This window comes from Curtobacterium sp. AB7 (assembly GCF_044909335.1).
Taxonomy (GTDB): Bacteria; Actinomycetota; Actinomycetes; order Actinomycetales; family Microbacteriaceae; genus Curtobacterium.
The window spans coordinates 276,324-290,791 of sequence record NZ_JBIYED010000003.1 but is presented as its reverse complement, the minus strand read 5'-3'; the positions used below and the strand labels follow the sequence as shown (position 1 = coordinate 290,791).

The 14,468-nt window shown below is 74.1% G+C and carries 16 protein-coding genes and 1 riboswitch; of the genes, 9 read left to right on the top strand and 7 right to left on the bottom strand.

The window, feature by feature from the left end:
• Positions 1-14: 14 nt before the first annotated feature.
• Positions 15-1,076, bottom strand: coding sequence for a hypothetical protein (locus ABH929_RS09870; protein WP_404561049.1), 1,062 nt, complete (start codon positions 1,074-1,076; stop codon positions 15-17).
• Between the two features lie 155 nt (positions 1,077-1,231).
• On the opposite strand from ABH929_RS09870, the gene ABH929_RS09865 reads away from it, so the two are divergent.
• Positions 1,232-2,200 carry an aldo/keto reductase gene (locus ABH929_RS09865; RefSeq protein ID WP_263092289.1) on the top strand — a complete coding sequence of 323 codons (969 nt, stop codon included), beginning with the start codon at positions 1,232-1,234 and terminating at the stop codon, positions 2,198-2,200.
• Between the two features lie 126 nt (positions 2,201-2,326).
• Here ABH929_RS09865 and ABH929_RS09860 read toward each other — a convergent pair whose 3' ends face one another.
• Positions 2,327-2,962 (bottom strand): NADPH-dependent F420 reductase, encoded by a 636-nt coding sequence (locus ABH929_RS09860; protein ID WP_404561047.1) that lies wholly within the window; start codon positions 2,960-2,962, stop codon positions 2,327-2,329.
• A gap of 76 nt (positions 2,963-3,038) precedes the next feature.
• On the opposite strand from ABH929_RS09860, the gene ABH929_RS09855 reads away from it, so the two are divergent.
• From ABH929_RS09855 to ABH929_RS09840, 4 genes are all read left to right on the top strand, one after another.
• Positions 3,039-3,335: a GNAT family N-acetyltransferase gene (locus ABH929_RS09855; protein ID WP_404561046.1), complete on the top strand. Its 297-nt coding sequence runs from the start codon at positions 3,039-3,041 to the stop codon at positions 3,333-3,335.
• A 22-nt stretch (positions 3,336-3,357) separates the two neighbouring features.
• Entirely contained in the window at positions 3,358-3,819 is a 462-nt protein-coding gene (locus tag ABH929_RS09850; RefSeq protein WP_131922583.1) for a VOC family protein, read from the top strand.
• A gap of 82 nt (positions 3,820-3,901) precedes the next feature.
• Positions 3,902-4,372: a MarR family winged helix-turn-helix transcriptional regulator gene (locus tag ABH929_RS09845; RefSeq protein ID WP_205462147.1), complete on the top strand. Its 471-nt coding sequence runs from the start codon at positions 3,902-3,904 to the stop codon at positions 4,370-4,372.
• Positions 4,369-4,878, top strand: coding sequence for a metallophosphoesterase family protein (locus tag ABH929_RS09840; protein WP_404561045.1), 510 nt, complete (start codon positions 4,369-4,371; stop codon positions 4,876-4,878). Before ABH929_RS09845 ends, ABH929_RS09840 begins: the two co-directional genes overlap by 4 nt.
• A gap of 67 nt (positions 4,879-4,945) precedes the next feature.
• On the opposite strand, the gene thiD is transcribed toward ABH929_RS09840, so the two are convergent.
• The 3 genes from thiD to thiM form a co-directional block, all read right to left on the bottom strand.
• Complete coding sequence (gene thiD, locus ABH929_RS09835; RefSeq protein ID WP_404561044.1) at positions 4,946-6,502, bottom strand: bifunctional hydroxymethylpyrimidine kinase/phosphomethylpyrimidine kinase; 1,557 nt, start codon at positions 6,500-6,502, stop codon at positions 4,946-4,948.
• Positions 6,499-7,248 (bottom strand): thiamine phosphate synthase, encoded by a 750-nt coding sequence (gene thiE, locus ABH929_RS09830; protein ID WP_404561043.1) that lies wholly within the window; start codon positions 7,246-7,248, stop codon positions 6,499-6,501. Before thiE ends, thiD begins: the two co-directional genes overlap by 4 nt.
• A complete protein-coding gene (thiM, locus tag ABH929_RS09825) occupies positions 7,245-8,117 on the bottom strand; it encodes a hydroxyethylthiazole kinase (protein ID WP_404561042.1) in 873 nt (290 codons plus the stop codon). Before thiM ends, thiE begins: the two co-directional genes overlap by 4 nt.
• Positions 8,106-8,201: riboswitch (TPP riboswitch) on the bottom strand. It overlaps the preceding gene by 12 nt.
• Positions 8,202-8,298: 97 nt before the next feature.
• Here thiM and ABH929_RS09820 point away from each other — a divergent pair.
• On the top strand, positions 8,299-9,207 hold the full coding sequence (locus tag ABH929_RS09820) for an NUDIX domain-containing protein (protein WP_404561040.1): 909 nt from the start codon (positions 8,299-8,301) through the stop codon (positions 9,205-9,207).
• A 291-nt stretch (positions 9,208-9,498) separates the two neighbouring features.
• Here the strand turns inward: ABH929_RS09820 and ABH929_RS09815 are convergent, their stop codons facing one another.
• On the bottom strand, positions 9,499-10,743 hold the full coding sequence (locus ABH929_RS09815) for an MFS transporter (protein ID WP_404561039.1): 1,245 nt from the start codon (positions 10,741-10,743) through the stop codon (positions 9,499-9,501).
• Positions 10,740-11,381 carry a GntR family transcriptional regulator gene (locus ABH929_RS09810; RefSeq protein ID WP_263092280.1) on the bottom strand — a complete coding sequence of 214 codons (642 nt, stop codon included), beginning with the start codon at positions 11,379-11,381 and terminating at the stop codon, positions 10,740-10,742. The genes ABH929_RS09815 and ABH929_RS09810 overlap by 4 nt, the downstream gene beginning before the upstream one ends.
• Before the next feature lie 139 nt (positions 11,382-11,520).
• Here ABH929_RS09810 and ABH929_RS09805 point away from each other — a divergent pair, with 139 nt between their 5' ends.
• The 3 genes from ABH929_RS09805 (at position 11,521) to ABH929_RS09795 (ending at position 14,461) form a co-directional block, all read left to right on the top strand.
• Entirely contained in the window at positions 11,521-12,267 is a 747-nt protein-coding gene (locus tag ABH929_RS09805) for a phosphotransferase enzyme family protein (protein WP_263092279.1), read from the top strand.
• Positions 12,264-13,355, top strand: coding sequence for a winged helix DNA-binding domain-containing protein (locus tag ABH929_RS09800; RefSeq protein ID WP_404561037.1), 1,092 nt, complete (start codon positions 12,264-12,266; stop codon positions 13,353-13,355). The genes ABH929_RS09805 and ABH929_RS09800 overlap by 4 nt, the downstream gene beginning before the upstream one ends.
• A 155-nt stretch (positions 13,356-13,510) precedes the next feature.
• On the top strand, positions 13,511-14,461 hold the full coding sequence (locus ABH929_RS09795; protein ID WP_404561036.1) for a J domain-containing protein: 951 nt from the start codon (positions 13,511-13,513) through the stop codon (positions 14,459-14,461).
• The last annotated feature ends 7 nt before the right edge of the window (positions 14,462-14,468 follow it).

Sequence of the window (14,468 nt, the reverse complement as noted above, 5' to 3'; positions counted from 1 at the left end):
CGCGCCAGAGGCCGCTACGGCGCGAGGGTCGGGGTCGTCCCGGTCCCGGTCAGGTCGGGCAGCGTCACCCCTGCGAGCGGCAGCAGCGCCGCCGCGACGGCCCACAGCAGCACGAGCGTGCCGACGCCACCGAGCACGGCGCCGAGCAGCGCGACCGGCCGCTGCCACGTCGCCGCACGGTCGCGCAGCGTCACGAGCGACACCACCAGCGCGAGGAGTCCGAGCACGACGCCGACACCGTGCACGGTCGCCGGCGCGGTGAACCACCACGCCGCGAGTCCGAGCGTCGCGATGCCCGCCACGGCGCCCAGGACCGCTCCCGGGGTCGCACCGAGCGCACGGCGCGGCTCCGGCTGGGCGGCTGCGGCCACGGGCTGGTCGAGCAGTTCGGTCGGGAGGCCCGGCTCGGCCCCGACGGACGCGCTCGCCTCCGCCACGGGTGCGGTCGAGGGCACGGTGGCGTTCGTGGCCGCGGGTGCAGCCGCGGACGCCGGCGCCTGCAGGACCGCGTCGAAGGACCGCACGTGCGCGGACGCCGGCGTCGGTGCCGGGGTCACCGCGGTGGCGGCGGCCTGCTGGTGGGCGAAGCGGCGGGGCGTGCGGAAGCCGATCGGGCCGACGGGTTCGGGCTCGGTGCCCTCGACGACGACGTGCTCCAGGCCGGGCACGGAGAACCGCGGCTGTCCGGCGGAGGGCACGGGCGACGGTGCGGGGGCCGGTGCGGTGCGCGGAGCGGCGTCGATCGGTGAGACCGGGGCCGGTGCGGAGGCAACGGCGGCGGTGTCGAACGGCACGGTGTGCACGGTCGGAGAGGTCGGGGCCGGCGGCAGGAGGTCCTGCTGCGGCGGGTAGTCGGGGACCGTGACGTCGTCGTCGACCAGGGTGGCGATCGACGCCGGCTCCGGCGTCGGCGCTGCCGTCGGGGCGAGCGTGGCCGTCGGCTGCGGGGCGGAGCCGAGCACGGTGGTGGGAGCCGGCGCACCGTGGGCGGGGCGCGACGTGGCGGGGGTGGGACGGGCCTCCTGGCCGGTGCTCGCTGCGACGGACGCGGCCGGTTCGACGACCGGTGCGGTCACCCAGGACGGGACGGGACGGCGCGGCCGTTCCGAATCCTGCATGCGATGCGACGCCACTGCGGTGCTCCCTTCGTCGACTGATCCATCGTCAGTTCTAGCGGCAACGGTCGCGGATGTCGCAGCCCCAGTTCCGGGGGCGCCGGTACGTTCGGGGCATGACCGGAATCGAACACCGTCCACTGGGTCCCTCGGGGCTCGTCGTCTCCACCGTCGGCCTCGGCTGCAACAACTTCGGGCGGCCGGGGACCGCCTCCGAGTCGCAGGAGGGCACCGACGCCGTGGTGCGGGCGGCACTCGACGCCGGGGTCACGCTCTTCGACACGGCCGACATCTACGGCGGCCGGCCCGGCATGTCCGAGGAGATGCTCGGCCGGGCGATCGCGGGACGGCGTGACGAGATCGTGCTCGCGACGAAGTTCGGCATGGACATGCAGGGCGCGAACGGCCCGGACTGGGGTGTGCGCGGGTCGCGGCGGTACGTCCGGTTGGCCGTCGAGTCGTCGCTCCGTCGCCTCGGGACGGACTGGATCGACCTGTACCAGATGCACCGTCCCGACGACGTGACGCCGATCGAGGAAACGCTGTCGGTCCTCGACGACCTGGTCCGCGAGGGCAAGATCCGCTACGTCGGCCACTCGAACTTCGCGGGGTGGCAGATCGCCGAGGCCGAGCTGACCGCCTCGATCGCCGGCACGACGGCGTTCGTGTCCGCGCAGAACGAGTACAGCCCGCTCGCCCGTGCCGCCGAGGCCGAGGTGCTGCCGGCCGTCCGCGCCTACGCCCTCGGGTTCCTGCCGTTCTTCCCGCTGTACAACGGGCTGCTGACCGGCAAGTACACGAAGGCCGGGGGGCCGGCCGACGGGCGCCTGTCGACGTCGAAGCCGCAGCTGCTCGAGGACGCCCCGTGGGACGTCCTCGACGACTACCAGCGGTTCTGCGACCACCGCGGCGTCACGATGCTGCAGGCGACGTTCGCGTGGTTGCTCGCGCAGCCGGGGCTGTCGAGCGTCATCGCGGGCGCGACGAAGCCGGAGCAGATCACGCAGAACGTCGAGGCCGGCACCACGTGGGAGCCGACCGAGGACGACCTCGCCGACATGACGGTGATCTTCGACCGGGCGTAGGCGGCGGGCGCCGGGCGCCGGGCGCCAGGCCCGAGTCTCGGGGTGGGCGACAGTTCTCGCGGCGGTCGGCCCGAGGACTGTCGCCCAGCGCGAGTCTCGCCGCGGCGGGGCCGAGACTCGGGGGCGTCAGCGGGTGGCGGCGGAGAGCGCCTCGCGCAGCTGGTCGGCGGTCAGGCGCGGGCCGTAACCGGGGGTGTCCCGCTGGATGCGCCAGCCCTCGGCGAGGGGCCCGGCGTCGACGACGTCGAAGCCGAACTCGTCGATGAGGTCCGCGGTGATCTGTTTCGCCTCGGCGTCGTCGCCCGCGACCACGAGGGCGCGGCGGTCCGGAGTGCCGGCCGGGGTGGCGTGGCCGGTCAGGTCTGCGGCGCCGATGTGGTTGAACGCCTTGACGACCCGGGCGCCGGGCAGGTGGTCCTGCAGCAGCTCGGCCGTCGTCGTCGACTCGTCGTCGAGCGCCGGGATGTGGCCGTCGCGCTCCCAGTAGTAGTTGTTCGTGTCGATGACGACCTTGCCGTCGAGCGGGTCCGCCGGGATCGTCTCGATGGCGGCGAGCGGCACCGTCACGACGACGACCTCGCCCGCGGCGGCTGCTTCGTCGCGGGTGGCCGCACGGGCCTGGTCGCCGAGTTCGGCCACCAGGTCGGTCAGGGTCTCGGGGCCGCGTGAGTTCGCGATCACGACCTGGTGGCCGTGCTGCACCGCGAGCCGTGCGAGTTGGGAGCCGATGTTGCCTGCGCCGATGATGCCGATCGTTGTCATGGTGTCCATCCAACGCTCGGCGGCCACGAGCATTCCCGGTGGGGCACCTGCGCCCCGGGCGGAGCATGATGGCGGCATGGACCACGAGTTCCGCGACGAGACCGATCAGGCCCGCTACGCGATGTACGTCGGCGGCGAGCTCGTGAGCGTGCTCGACTACCGCGAGAACGGCGACGCGATCGCGTTCCCGCACACGTACACGGTGCCGAAGCACCGCGGGCACGGCTACGCGGCCGAGCTCGTCGAGTACGCGGTCGCCGACGTCGAGACGAACTCGACGAAGCGGGTCGTACCGATGTGCTGGTTCGTCGGCAAGTGGTTCGACGAACACCCCGAGAAGTCAGACCTGCTCATCCGCAGTGCCGCGGACTGAGCCGACGCGAGGAGCGCGCCCGATGCCCACCATCACCCCCTTCCTCTGGTACGAGGACCAAGCCGAGCAGGCCGCCCGGTACTACGTCGACCTGTTCCCCGGCAGTTCGGTCGACAGCGTTGCGAAGACCCCGGACGGCGCGACCCTGGTCGTCGAGTTCACGTTGCTCGGGCAGCCGTACCGGGCGATGAACGGCGGACCCGGACACCCGCACACCGACGCCGTCTCGTTCCAGGTCGACGTCGACACCCAGGACGAACTCGACCGCATCTGGGACGCCCTGCTCGCCGACGGTGGGAAGCCGAGCATGTGCGGCTGGTTGTTCGACCGCTGGGGTGTCGCCTGGCAGGTGACCCCGTCGATGATGGGCGAGCTCATGACCGGGTCGGGCGATCCCGAGGCGAACGCCCGTGTCTTCCAGGCGATGATGACGATGCAGAAGCTCGACATCCCGGCACTCCGGGCCGCAGCTGCAGGTCACTGAGCCCGAACCTCGCGTACCGCCCGGTATGGTGTCGGCACGGAAGACCGCCGGCCGGCGCCGGCACCGACAGGCTGGAGCCACGATGGACCACCCGAGCTCCGGGATCCGGAACAGCGAGATCGGCCGGGCGTACACCGAGCTCGCCCGCATCACCCGACGCGCGAGCATCCGTGCCCGCGGGTCCGACCAGGCGCTGAGCGTGGTCGACCAGTCCCTCGTCGACTTCGTGGTGCAGCACCCCGGCTGCATGGCCATCGACATCGCCCGGTACCTCCGCCTGAACCGTTCGACGATCTCGCGGCAGCTGTCCGGGCTGCTCGCGACGAAGCTCATCGAGACGACCGACGGCGGCACCGGCAACGCGAAGCCCCTGGTGGTGACGGACGCCGGTCGCACCGCGCTCGAGCGCTCCGTGCAGCTGCACCGCGACGCGCTGGAGGAACGGCTCGCCGGCTGGTCCGACGACGACATCGCGCTGCTCGCCGGACTGCTCGAGCGGCTCGGCGCCTCGGACGAGGCCGGGCTGCCGATGCCCGGACGCACCCCGACGTGACCACGTCGTTCGTCCTGCTCTCCGACACGCACCTGCCGAAGCGGGCGAAGGACCTGCCCGCGGCGCTCTGGGCGGACGTCGACGCCGCCGACCTGGTGGTGCACGCGGGGGACTGGGTCGACCTCGACACCCTCGACTCCGTGCAGGCCCGATCCCGCCGGTTCGCGGGCGTGCGCGGCAACAACGACGGCCCCGAGTTCGACGACCGCCTGCCGGTCGTCGCGCACTTCGCGGTGGAGTACCTGCGGTTCGCGCTGGTGCACGAGACCGGTGGCGCGACGGGCCGGGAACGCCGCATGGCCGCCGAGTACCCCGACGTCGACGTGCTCGTCTTCGGGCACTCGCACATCCCGTGGGACACCGTCGCACCGTCCGGGCTGCGGCTGCTCAACCCCGGCTCGCCGACCGATCGCCGTCGGCAGCCGGACTTCACGTGGATGCGCGGCACCGTGACCGGCGCGGACCTGGCCGTCGAGCTCGTGCGCCTGCCGCCGCCCCCGCGCTGAGGGACCCAAGGCGCCGAGACTCGGGCCAGGCGACAATTCTCGGGCCCGGGGCCGCGAGAAGTGTCGCTCACGCCGAGACTCGGGCCTCCGGAACCGTCAGCGGCATCTCGAAGAACGCCAGCTCCCACTCGGTCGAGCGGCGGAACGCCCGCGCCATCCGTCCCCGCTCGGCCGGCGTCGCTGATGCCGCCATCTCCTCGACCAGCCGGGTCGCCTCGGCACTCGACGCCGCGAACCCCGGGTCGCCGTAGGCCGTGATCCAGTCCGCGAACGCGTGCCCGTCCGGCGCCGAGCCGAGCTGCGCCCCCACCCAGGCGTAGACCCGGAAGCAGGGGAGCACCGCCGCGGCGAGCACGGCTGCCGACCCGGAGTCCGCCGCCTGCTGCAGGTGTGCGAGGTACCCGGCACAGGTCGGGTGGACGGGGTCGTCGGCGTGGGTGCCGGCGAGGCGTCGGTGGTGCAGGTCGCGGGCCTCGGCGGCGCACCCCTCGGACGCCGCCGTCCAGAAGGCCGCAGCCGCAGGACCGCGACCAGCGCCGGCAGCCGCAGCGCCGCCAGCCGCAGCGCCGGCAGCCGCAGCGCCGGTACCAGCGCCGGCAGCGCTCGCCGCCAACGCGGCCAGGTGCTGCTCGTAGGCCCGCAGGTAGTGCACGTCCTGCGCGAGGTACCCGGCGAACACGTCCGCGTCGAGCGTCCCGTCGCGCAGCCCGACCAGGAACCCGCACTCGATCGTCGACCGCAGCACCGAGCTGACGTCGGACCACCACACGTCGGTGAACCGGGCCACGGGCAGCAACGCTCGGACCACGGCGCCGTGGTCGATCGGCCCGTTGCCGGAACCGACCTCCAGGGCATCGGCTCTCCGCAGGGCCGCCGTCAGCCAGGGCTTCGCCACCCCGACCGCGAGCTCCCAGTCCCCGTGCCGGGCAGCGAGCGTCGCGATCGCACTCGACAGGGAGCACCCGGTGCCGTGTGTGTTGGCCGTCGCGACGCGGGGAGCGGTGAACCGCCGAGCGGACCCCGGCGGCGACACGAGCACGTCGTCGGAGGTCGGCCCCTCGTCGTGCCCGCCCTTCGCCAGCACGAGCACGTCCCACGTCGACGCCACGAGCCGCGCAGCGTCCAGGACCGGCAACGAAGCAGGCGCGGCACCAGCAGCCGCACCAGCCCCAGCCCCAGCCAGCTCCGCCAACACCCGCAACTCGGCCCGGTTCGGCGTCACCAGGTCGGCCAGCCCGAACAGCGCCCCCATCGCCGCGGCGGCGTCCTCGTCGAGCAACCGGTCACCACTCGTCGCCACCATCACCGGGTCCACCACGACCACGGGCGGCCGGTGCTCCCGCAACCAGTCCGTCACGACGCGGACGACCGGTGCCGTGCCGAGCATCCCGATCTTCACGGCGTCGATCGTGACGTCGTCCGACACCGCGTCGAGCTGCTCCCGCAGGAACGCGACGTCCGGCACGTGCACCGAACGCACCCCGTGCGTGTTCTGCGCGACGAGGGCGGTGATCACACCCATGCCGTACCCGTCGTGCGCCGCGATCGCCTTGAGGTCGGCCTGCAGCCCGGCGCCGCCCGTCGGATCGGTGCCGGCGATGGCCAGGACGCGCGGGACGCTCACGACTCCGCCCCGTGGTGTGACGAAGCCCCCGACGGGAGGAACGGATCGCCCGCCGCGAGCCGCCCCGGCTCCGCCCCGTGGCCGGGTCCAGGGCCCCACGCGGCCACGTACGCGGCCGCTGCGGACCCGGGATCGGCTGCGGCGCAGATGCCCGACACGATCGCGACCCCGGCTGCACCCGCCGCCCGGAGCGGCGCGACGTCGTCGAGGGTCACCCCGCCGATCGCCACGCACGGCAGGTCCGTCGCCGCCGCGAGCCGGGCGAACCCGTCGTGCCCGAGCGCCGGCGGGTGGTCGGCCTTCGTGGTGGTGGGGTGCACGACCCCGACGCCGAGCAGGTCCACGGTGCCGCGGGGCAGCCGGCTGACGACGGCCAGGTGCTCCGGGGTGTTCGCGGTCAACCCGACGTGTGCGTCCGGCCCGAGCAGGGCACGAGCAGCGCTCACCGGCACGTCCGACTGGCCGAGGTGCACCCCGGCGACCCGGTGTCCCGCGTGCCGAGCGGCGAGGGCGACGTCGAGCCGGTCGTCGACCACCACGCTCGCGCGGTCGCCCACGGCATCGGCGACGGCAGCAGTCAGTGCCAGGAGGTCCCGTGCCGAGGCGTCCTTGTCGCGCACCTGCACGATCCGGACCCCGGCGTGCACCGCGGCGCGGACCACTCCGAGCACACCGACACCGTGCCGGTCGGCCAGGGTGCCGTCGGTGACCAGGTACACGCCGGAGTCCCCCGGCAGCCCGCTCATGCCGGCACCACCAGGGACGCGGGCTCGGCCTCGACCGTGATCCGGGCCTCGCGGACGACGTCCTCGGGGGTGAGTGACGTCAACCGGTCGAGGAACAGCGGCTGGAAGGTGCCGGGGCCGCCGGCCTCGCGGGCGGCGAGCTCCGCGGCGATCGTGTGCACCGCGGTCGCCGCGACGGCGGCCGCACCGGCGTCGTCGGGCGCGACCGACGTGAACGCGGCGACGACCGCGCCGAGGGCGCACCCGCCCCCGGTGATCCGCGTCAACAGCTCGGTGCCGTTCGCGACCCGGACCACACCGGTGTCCGGCGCGACCAGCAGGTCGACGGGACCCGACACGGCCACCGCGGCCACGAGCCTCCCGGCCGCCTGACCGGACACGGCGTCGACCGCAGCCGCACGGGCGTCCTCGGTACCCACGGTGCTGTCGACACCGCGGCCACCGGCCGACGTGCCGAGCAGGGCGAGGACCTCGGAGGCGTTGCCGCGCAGCACCGTCGGGTGCAGCGAGAGCAGGTCGCGGGCCAGGGCGGTGCGCACCGGCAGGGAGCCGACCGCGACGGGGTCGAGCACCCAGGGGGTCCCGGCGTCGCGGGCGGCGTGTGCGGCCTCGAGCGACGCGACCCGGGGTTCGGCGTGCGGGGTGCCGGTGTTCACCAGCAGGGCGTCGGCGACCCGGGCGAACGGTCCCGCCTCGGTCGCCACGTCGACCATCGCGGGCGAGGCCCCGAGGGCGAGCAGCACGTTCGCGGTGACGTTCTGCACCACGGTGTTCGTGATGCACTGCACCAACGGGCTCCGGGTACGGACGGCCTCGAGCAGTTCGGCGGTTCGGTGGGCCCAGGCAGGGGAGGGCGCAGCGGTTTCCATGGACGATCCCTTCGCGAGTACGAGCTCGAGCAGGTTCGACGGGTGTGATCTCAGCCGCTGGTTGCGGCACCCCGTGTCTCGATCGACACCGTACACGAGCGGCTGCGTCCTGCCACGGACCGTCGTCTCCGGCCCCGTCGTCTCCGGTCACATGCCCTGCACCGTGTGACAGGGTTGGTGTGTGCCAGACTCCACGCCTCCCGGACCGCCACCAGGCCCCCGCGACCCCGGCGACGCCTGGGCGGTCGGTCCGGACGGCACCAAGGCCTGGGGGCTCTTCGGCGCCGCGGGACTGCTCGTCGATGACGGCGCCGGACGCGTGCTCCTGCAGCACCGGGTCGAGTGGAGCCACCATGGCGGCACGTGGGGCATCCCCGGCGGCGCACGCCACCAGGGCGAGGACGCCGTCACCGGAGCACTCCGCGAGTCCGCCGAGGAAGCCGGCGTGCCGCACGACGGCGTCGACCTGCGCCACACCGCACTGCTCGACCTCGGGTTCTGGACCTACACGACCGTGGTGGGGCGTGCCGCGCGGCCGTTCGAACCGGTGATCGCGGACCGCGAGAGCCTCGCCCTGTCCTGGATCCCCGTCGACGAGGTCGACGACCTGCCGCTGCACCCCGGGTTCGGGGCGTCGTGGCCGGCACTCCGCGCGTCGATCACCACCGCCCCGCACGTCGTCGTCGACGCGGCGAACGTCGTCGGCAGCGTGCCCGACGGCTGGTGGAAGGACCGGGCGGGAGCCGCCGCACGCCTGCTGTCGTCGGTGACGGCGCTCGCCGTGTCCGGCGTGGCCGCCGACGTGCTGGCGCTGCCGTTCGCCCGGTGGTGGCCGCGGTGGACGGTGGTGCTCGAGGGCGAGGCCCGGGGCGCCGCCGTGCCGTCCGACAGCGCCGAGGTGCCCCGCGCACTCGAGGTCGTCGCGGCGCCGGGTTCGGGGGACGACGCCGTCGTGGACGCCGCTCGTGTCGCCGTCGAGGCCGGTGACGGTCCCGTTGTGGTCGTCACGGCCGACCGCGAGCTCCGTGCGCGCGTCGAGGCGCTCGGTGCCGTGGTGCACGGGCCGTCCTGGCTGCGCGACCAGTTCTAGCGGCGGTACGCCGTCGGCGCACGGCGCACGGCGCACGGTGCGAGGTCGCACGGCGCACGGTGCATGGCGTCCGGCGTCCGGCGCACGGCGCACGGCGCACGGCGTCCGGCGCACGGTGCGAGGTCGTTCGTTCGGTGCTGGCTTGATCGCTCCGTGCGCCGCATCAACCTCGCACCGAGCGGCCGGTGTCGCACGGGCTGACGCACCGCGCACGGTGCGGTGCCCGCACACGCCCCCGCCCCCGCACGCGCCCCAGCGCCCCCGCACGCCGGCGTGGCCGCGCCCCCGCGCCTACGCCGTCGGCAGGTACCGCCGTGACGACACGAGCACCGCGCACCACGACACGACACCGAGCCCGACGATCACCCAGAGGACGACGGGCAGCGCGACGACGTTCGCGATCGCCGCGATCACGGCGGGCGCCAGGAACCCCGCGTACGCCGCCGCGTAGAACACCCCGGTCAGTCCGGCCAGGTCGCGGGACCCGGCGATCCGCTGCACCTCGAGCAGCGACGACACCAGTGCGAGCCCGATCCCGACGCCGATGACGACGTTCGCGACGAGTCCGACCACGACGGACTGCAGCTCGATCGCGACGACGACCACGGCGATGCCGGCGGTCATGCACGCGAGGGCCGTCGTGAGCCCGCGGGCCGAGGTCAGCGAGTGCACGCGCCGCGCGAGCGGCTGGACCGCACTGGACACCCCGAGTGCGACGACGGTCGCGGCGGTGGCGAACAGCAGGCCCCACGCGCCGGTGGCTCCGGTGAGCCGGGTCGGCAGGTAGCCGTACCCGATCGCCGCCGAGCCGAAGATCCACGGAGCGGTGACGAGCACCACGCGGGTGAACCGTCGGTGCCCGGCGCTCGGCACCCGCAGCTGGCGCCACCACGGACCGGGGACCCCGCCGGAGCGGTTGGTCTCGGGGGTGCGCCAGACGACGACGGCGAAGGGCAGTGCGACGACGATGTGGACCAGGAAGGGCAGCACCTCGGGGATCGGCCCCCACTGTGCGATGAGCCCGGCCACCAGCGCGCCGGACGCCGAGCCGAGCGTGAACGCCAGCGAGGCCCGGCGGGCACCGGACCCGGCGTCGGCGGTGGGGTCGAAGCGTCCCTGCGACAGCTCCTTCACCCAGCTGTTGCCGACGGCCATCGCGATGCCGACGGTGATGCCGGAGAACAGCCGCCCGGCCGCCAGGAACCCGGGGCCGAGCGGTCCGAGCGCGAGCAGTCCGCTGCCGACGACGGCGGACACGATGGCGGCGAGCATGAGGGGCCTGCGGCCGTGCCGGTCGGACAGCGACCCGGCGACGAGCAGCGCCGGCGCGAGGCCGAGCACGTAGACGCCCAGGAAGACGTTGACGACGACCGACGAGTAGTGCTCGCGGCCCTCGTACATGAGCAGCAGGGGCGAGAACTGGTTGCCGCCCCACGAGCAGACGAACACCGCGCCCCACACGGCGACCCAGGGCAGCACGCGCGCCGAGGGGACGGACAGCGAGCCGGTGGTGGGGATGCTCCCCGTCGCGCTCACAGGGCACCCCGGTGCGAGGCGACGTGGGCGTGCAGGACCTCGGCGTAGCGGGCCGCGTCGCCCGCCGCCAGGGCTGCCGCGAGGGCTCGGTGGTCGTCGAGCGAGGCCTGCAGCTGCGACGGCTGCACCCGCATCAGCTGGTGTCGGAGGCGGTTCTGCCGGTCGCGGAGCGTCTGTGCGAAGCGCACCGCGATCGCGTTCCGCGACGCGCCGATCACCGCACCGTGGAACGCCGCGTCGACCTCGATGAACCGGTCGACGTCGCCCGTCACGACCGCCTGCTCCTGCTCCGCCAGCATGGCCTGGAGGCCCGGGGTGACGTCCGCCACGCGGCCGTCGGTCACGACGCGGGTCGCCGCCGTGGCCTCGATCGCCTCGCGCATCTCCAGCACGTCCGCCGCCTCGTTCGGGGACATCGGGCGCACCACCGCACCCTTGCGGGACTCCAGGGTGAGCAGGTCCTCGGCGGCCAGGCGGAGGAAGGCCTCGTGCACAGGGGTGCGGGACACCCCGATCTCCTGGCACAGGGCGTTCTCGCTGATCGCGGTGCCACCGGGGAGGTCGCCGCGGATGATCGCCCGTTTGACGTGGTCGTACGCGCGCTCGGATGCGGCTTGGGTCGTCGTGTGCTGCTCCACGGTCGTCGATCGTACGCTCTTGCATGCAACGCTGCATGCCGTCATGTGACGTGTTGTTCACACCACCGGCTCACACACGGCGGCACACGTCGATACGCTGGCCGGACGTCAACGGAGACGCACACACAGGAGGTTCCCCATGGAGCGGATCACCAGGGCCGACGACCGAGTCCACCGCCCGGCCGGACCGTGGACACCGACCGTCCACCGGCTGCTCGCACACCTGCACGAACAGGGGTTCGTCGCGGCGCCGGAACCGATCGAGCACGGCGACACCCTCGAGACGGTGACGTTCGTCCCCGGGGTCGCGGGGGAGTACCCGTGGACCGAGGACGTCGCGAGCGAAGCCGCCCTCGTCACGAGCGCCCGACTGCTCCGGCAGTTCCACGACGCCGCGGCCACGTATCCGCTCGACGCAACACGCGACCTCTGGTCACAGGCGGTCCGTGCCCCCGTCGAGACGATCGTGCACGGCGACTTCGCGCCGTACAACTGCGTCTACGACGGCATCCAGGCCGTGGGCCTCATCGACTTCGACACCGCACACCCCGGACCACGGGTCTGGGACGTCGCGAGCGCCGTGTACCGGTTCGCCCCGTTCACCACCGGCGCCGTCGAGGGCCTGACCGCCCCGGACCTCGACGACCGGCTCACCCGAGCCGCCGAGTTCTGCCGCGCCTACGACCTCGACGACCGCTCCCGCAGCGTCCTGGTCGAGACGATGACCGCGTCCCTCGTCGCGATGGTCACCACCATGGAGACCGAGGCCGCCGCCGGCAACCCGAAGTTCGTCAGCGACCTGGCGCACGGGCACGCCGACCTGTACCGGGCGGACGTCGCCTACATCGAGCAGCACGCCGACGCCATCGCCGCCGCCGTCGCGTGACCCCGACCCCTGCGCAGCTCCGCGCGATGCGGCTCGCCGCGCAGGGGATCGCCGTCCCCGATCCCAGCCCCACCGCGACCGTCGAACGGATGACCGCCGTGCAGGGGCAGGACCTCGGCCAGGTCCTCTGGGCCATCGGGGTCCGCACACCCGGGGCGAGTCGTGACGACGTCCGCGCCGCCTTCGACCACGGCGAGCTCGTCCGCTCCTGGCCGATGCGGGGGACCCTGCACGCCGTGCGGCCCGACGACCTGCGGCTCCTGCTCTCCCTGACCGCGGAACGGACCCTGCGCACCATCGCCCGACGCGCCTCCGAACTCGGCATCGACCAGCCCCTGCTCGACCGAGCACGGGACGCCACCGTCGCCGCACTCTCCGGTGGCCGCGCGCTCGTCCGCGACGAACTCTTCGACGAGTACCGCGCCGCCGGCATCGACCCCACCGCCGGCCGCGGCTACCACCTGCTGCTGCAGCTCTCGCAAGAGGGACTCGTCGCCTGGGGGCCCACCGCCCGCGTCGGCCAGGGACTCGTGCTCCTCGACGAGTGGGCACCCGCGGCCGCCGAGGTCCCCGACCGCGACGAAGCACTCCGCCGGGTCCTGCTCGGGTACCTGCGCGGCCGGGGACCCGCCACCGAGGCCGACGCCGCCAGCTGGACGAAGCTCCCGCTCGGCGACCTCCGCCGTGCCCGAGCCGCCGCCGGCGCCGCCGTCGAGGACCTCGGCGACGGACTCCTCGCGCTCGCCGACCGTCCCACCCCCGGCGGCACCCCCACCGGCCACCTGCTGCCCGGGTTCGACGAGTACCTGCTCGGGTACGCCGACCGCTCCGCCCAGCTCGACCCCGCACACGCCGACCGGGTCGTCCCGGGCGCCAACGGCATGTTCCTGCCCATGGCCGTGATCCGCGGGCGGGTCGTCGGCACCTGGAAGCGGAGCGAGCGCGCCAGCGGGGTGGCCGTCACCGTCACACCCTTCGCGGAACTCGACGACACCTCGGTGCGCGCGCTCGAGGCGGCCGCCGCCCGGTACGCGCGGTTCCTCGACGCGCCCGTCGCGTTCGGGGTGGTGGAGGCGACCAGCCGCTGACCGCAGCTTCCCTCGCAAGCTCCACCGCACCTCTCCCCACCGGCACGGCCGACCCGCCGCTGGCGCGTCGGTCCGGAACCGACGGCGTGGGCCCAGGCCGTCCTCAGCAACCACGCGGCGGACTCGTACCCTGCCTCGGGTAATGTCGCAGGGCCATGACCGACAGCCCGGCCGACGCCACCCCGTACGAAGTCCTCGGCGTCCCCGCGACCGCCGACGACGACGCGCTCCGCCGCGCCTACCGGCGCGCCGCCCGCGAATCCCACCCCGACCTCGGCGGCGACGCCCAGCGCTTCCGCCGCGTCCAACTCGCCTGGGAACGCATCGGCACGCCCGCAGCACGCCGCGCCTACGACACCGGCTCCCGCGGTGCGTCCAACGGCACCGGCCCGTTCGGTGCGTCCGGTTCGTCCGCCGGGAGGCCCGACACCGGTCGCGACGCCTACGCACCCCCGTCATCCCGTCGCGACACCCGCCCCCGCGCCCGGTCCCACGGACACCCCGGCGGACGCTCCCGCGAGGTCTTCCTGCAGGCAGAACGCGAATGGGTCGGACTCGGCGACCCCATCGAGGACCCGTACGACCCCACCCTCATCCGCTCGGCGCCCCGACACATCCGACGGCTGCTCGGCGAGGCGCTCGCCGAAGAGGCGACCGCCTCGATCGTCTCGGACATGGGCATCGGCGTCACCGTCTGGCACGACCTCGACGCCGGGGCCGAGGGCAAGCTCGACCACGCCGTCCTGACCCCGAGCGGGCTCTGGGCCGTCGAGTCGATCGACTGGGGAGCCCCGGTCCGGATCGAGCACGGCGACGTCGTCGGGGAGACCCTGGCGCCCGGCGAGCGTCCGGTGAAGGAACTCGTCCGCGCCGCCCGGGCCGTGCAGAAGCAGACCCGGGTGCGGTTCACCGGCCGGCTGCTCGTCGTGCCGGACTCCGCGGTCGAGGTCGACGTGCAGCTCGTCGGCTCCCCGAAGAAGCCGACCGCCCTGGTCGTCCGCCGCAGTGCGCTCGGGCAGGTGCTGAACGGCGTGTGGTCCCCGCCCGGATCGGTCGACGTGTTCGAGATCCGCGACCGCCTGCAGCAGACCGTCCGCTTCGTCTAGCGACGGG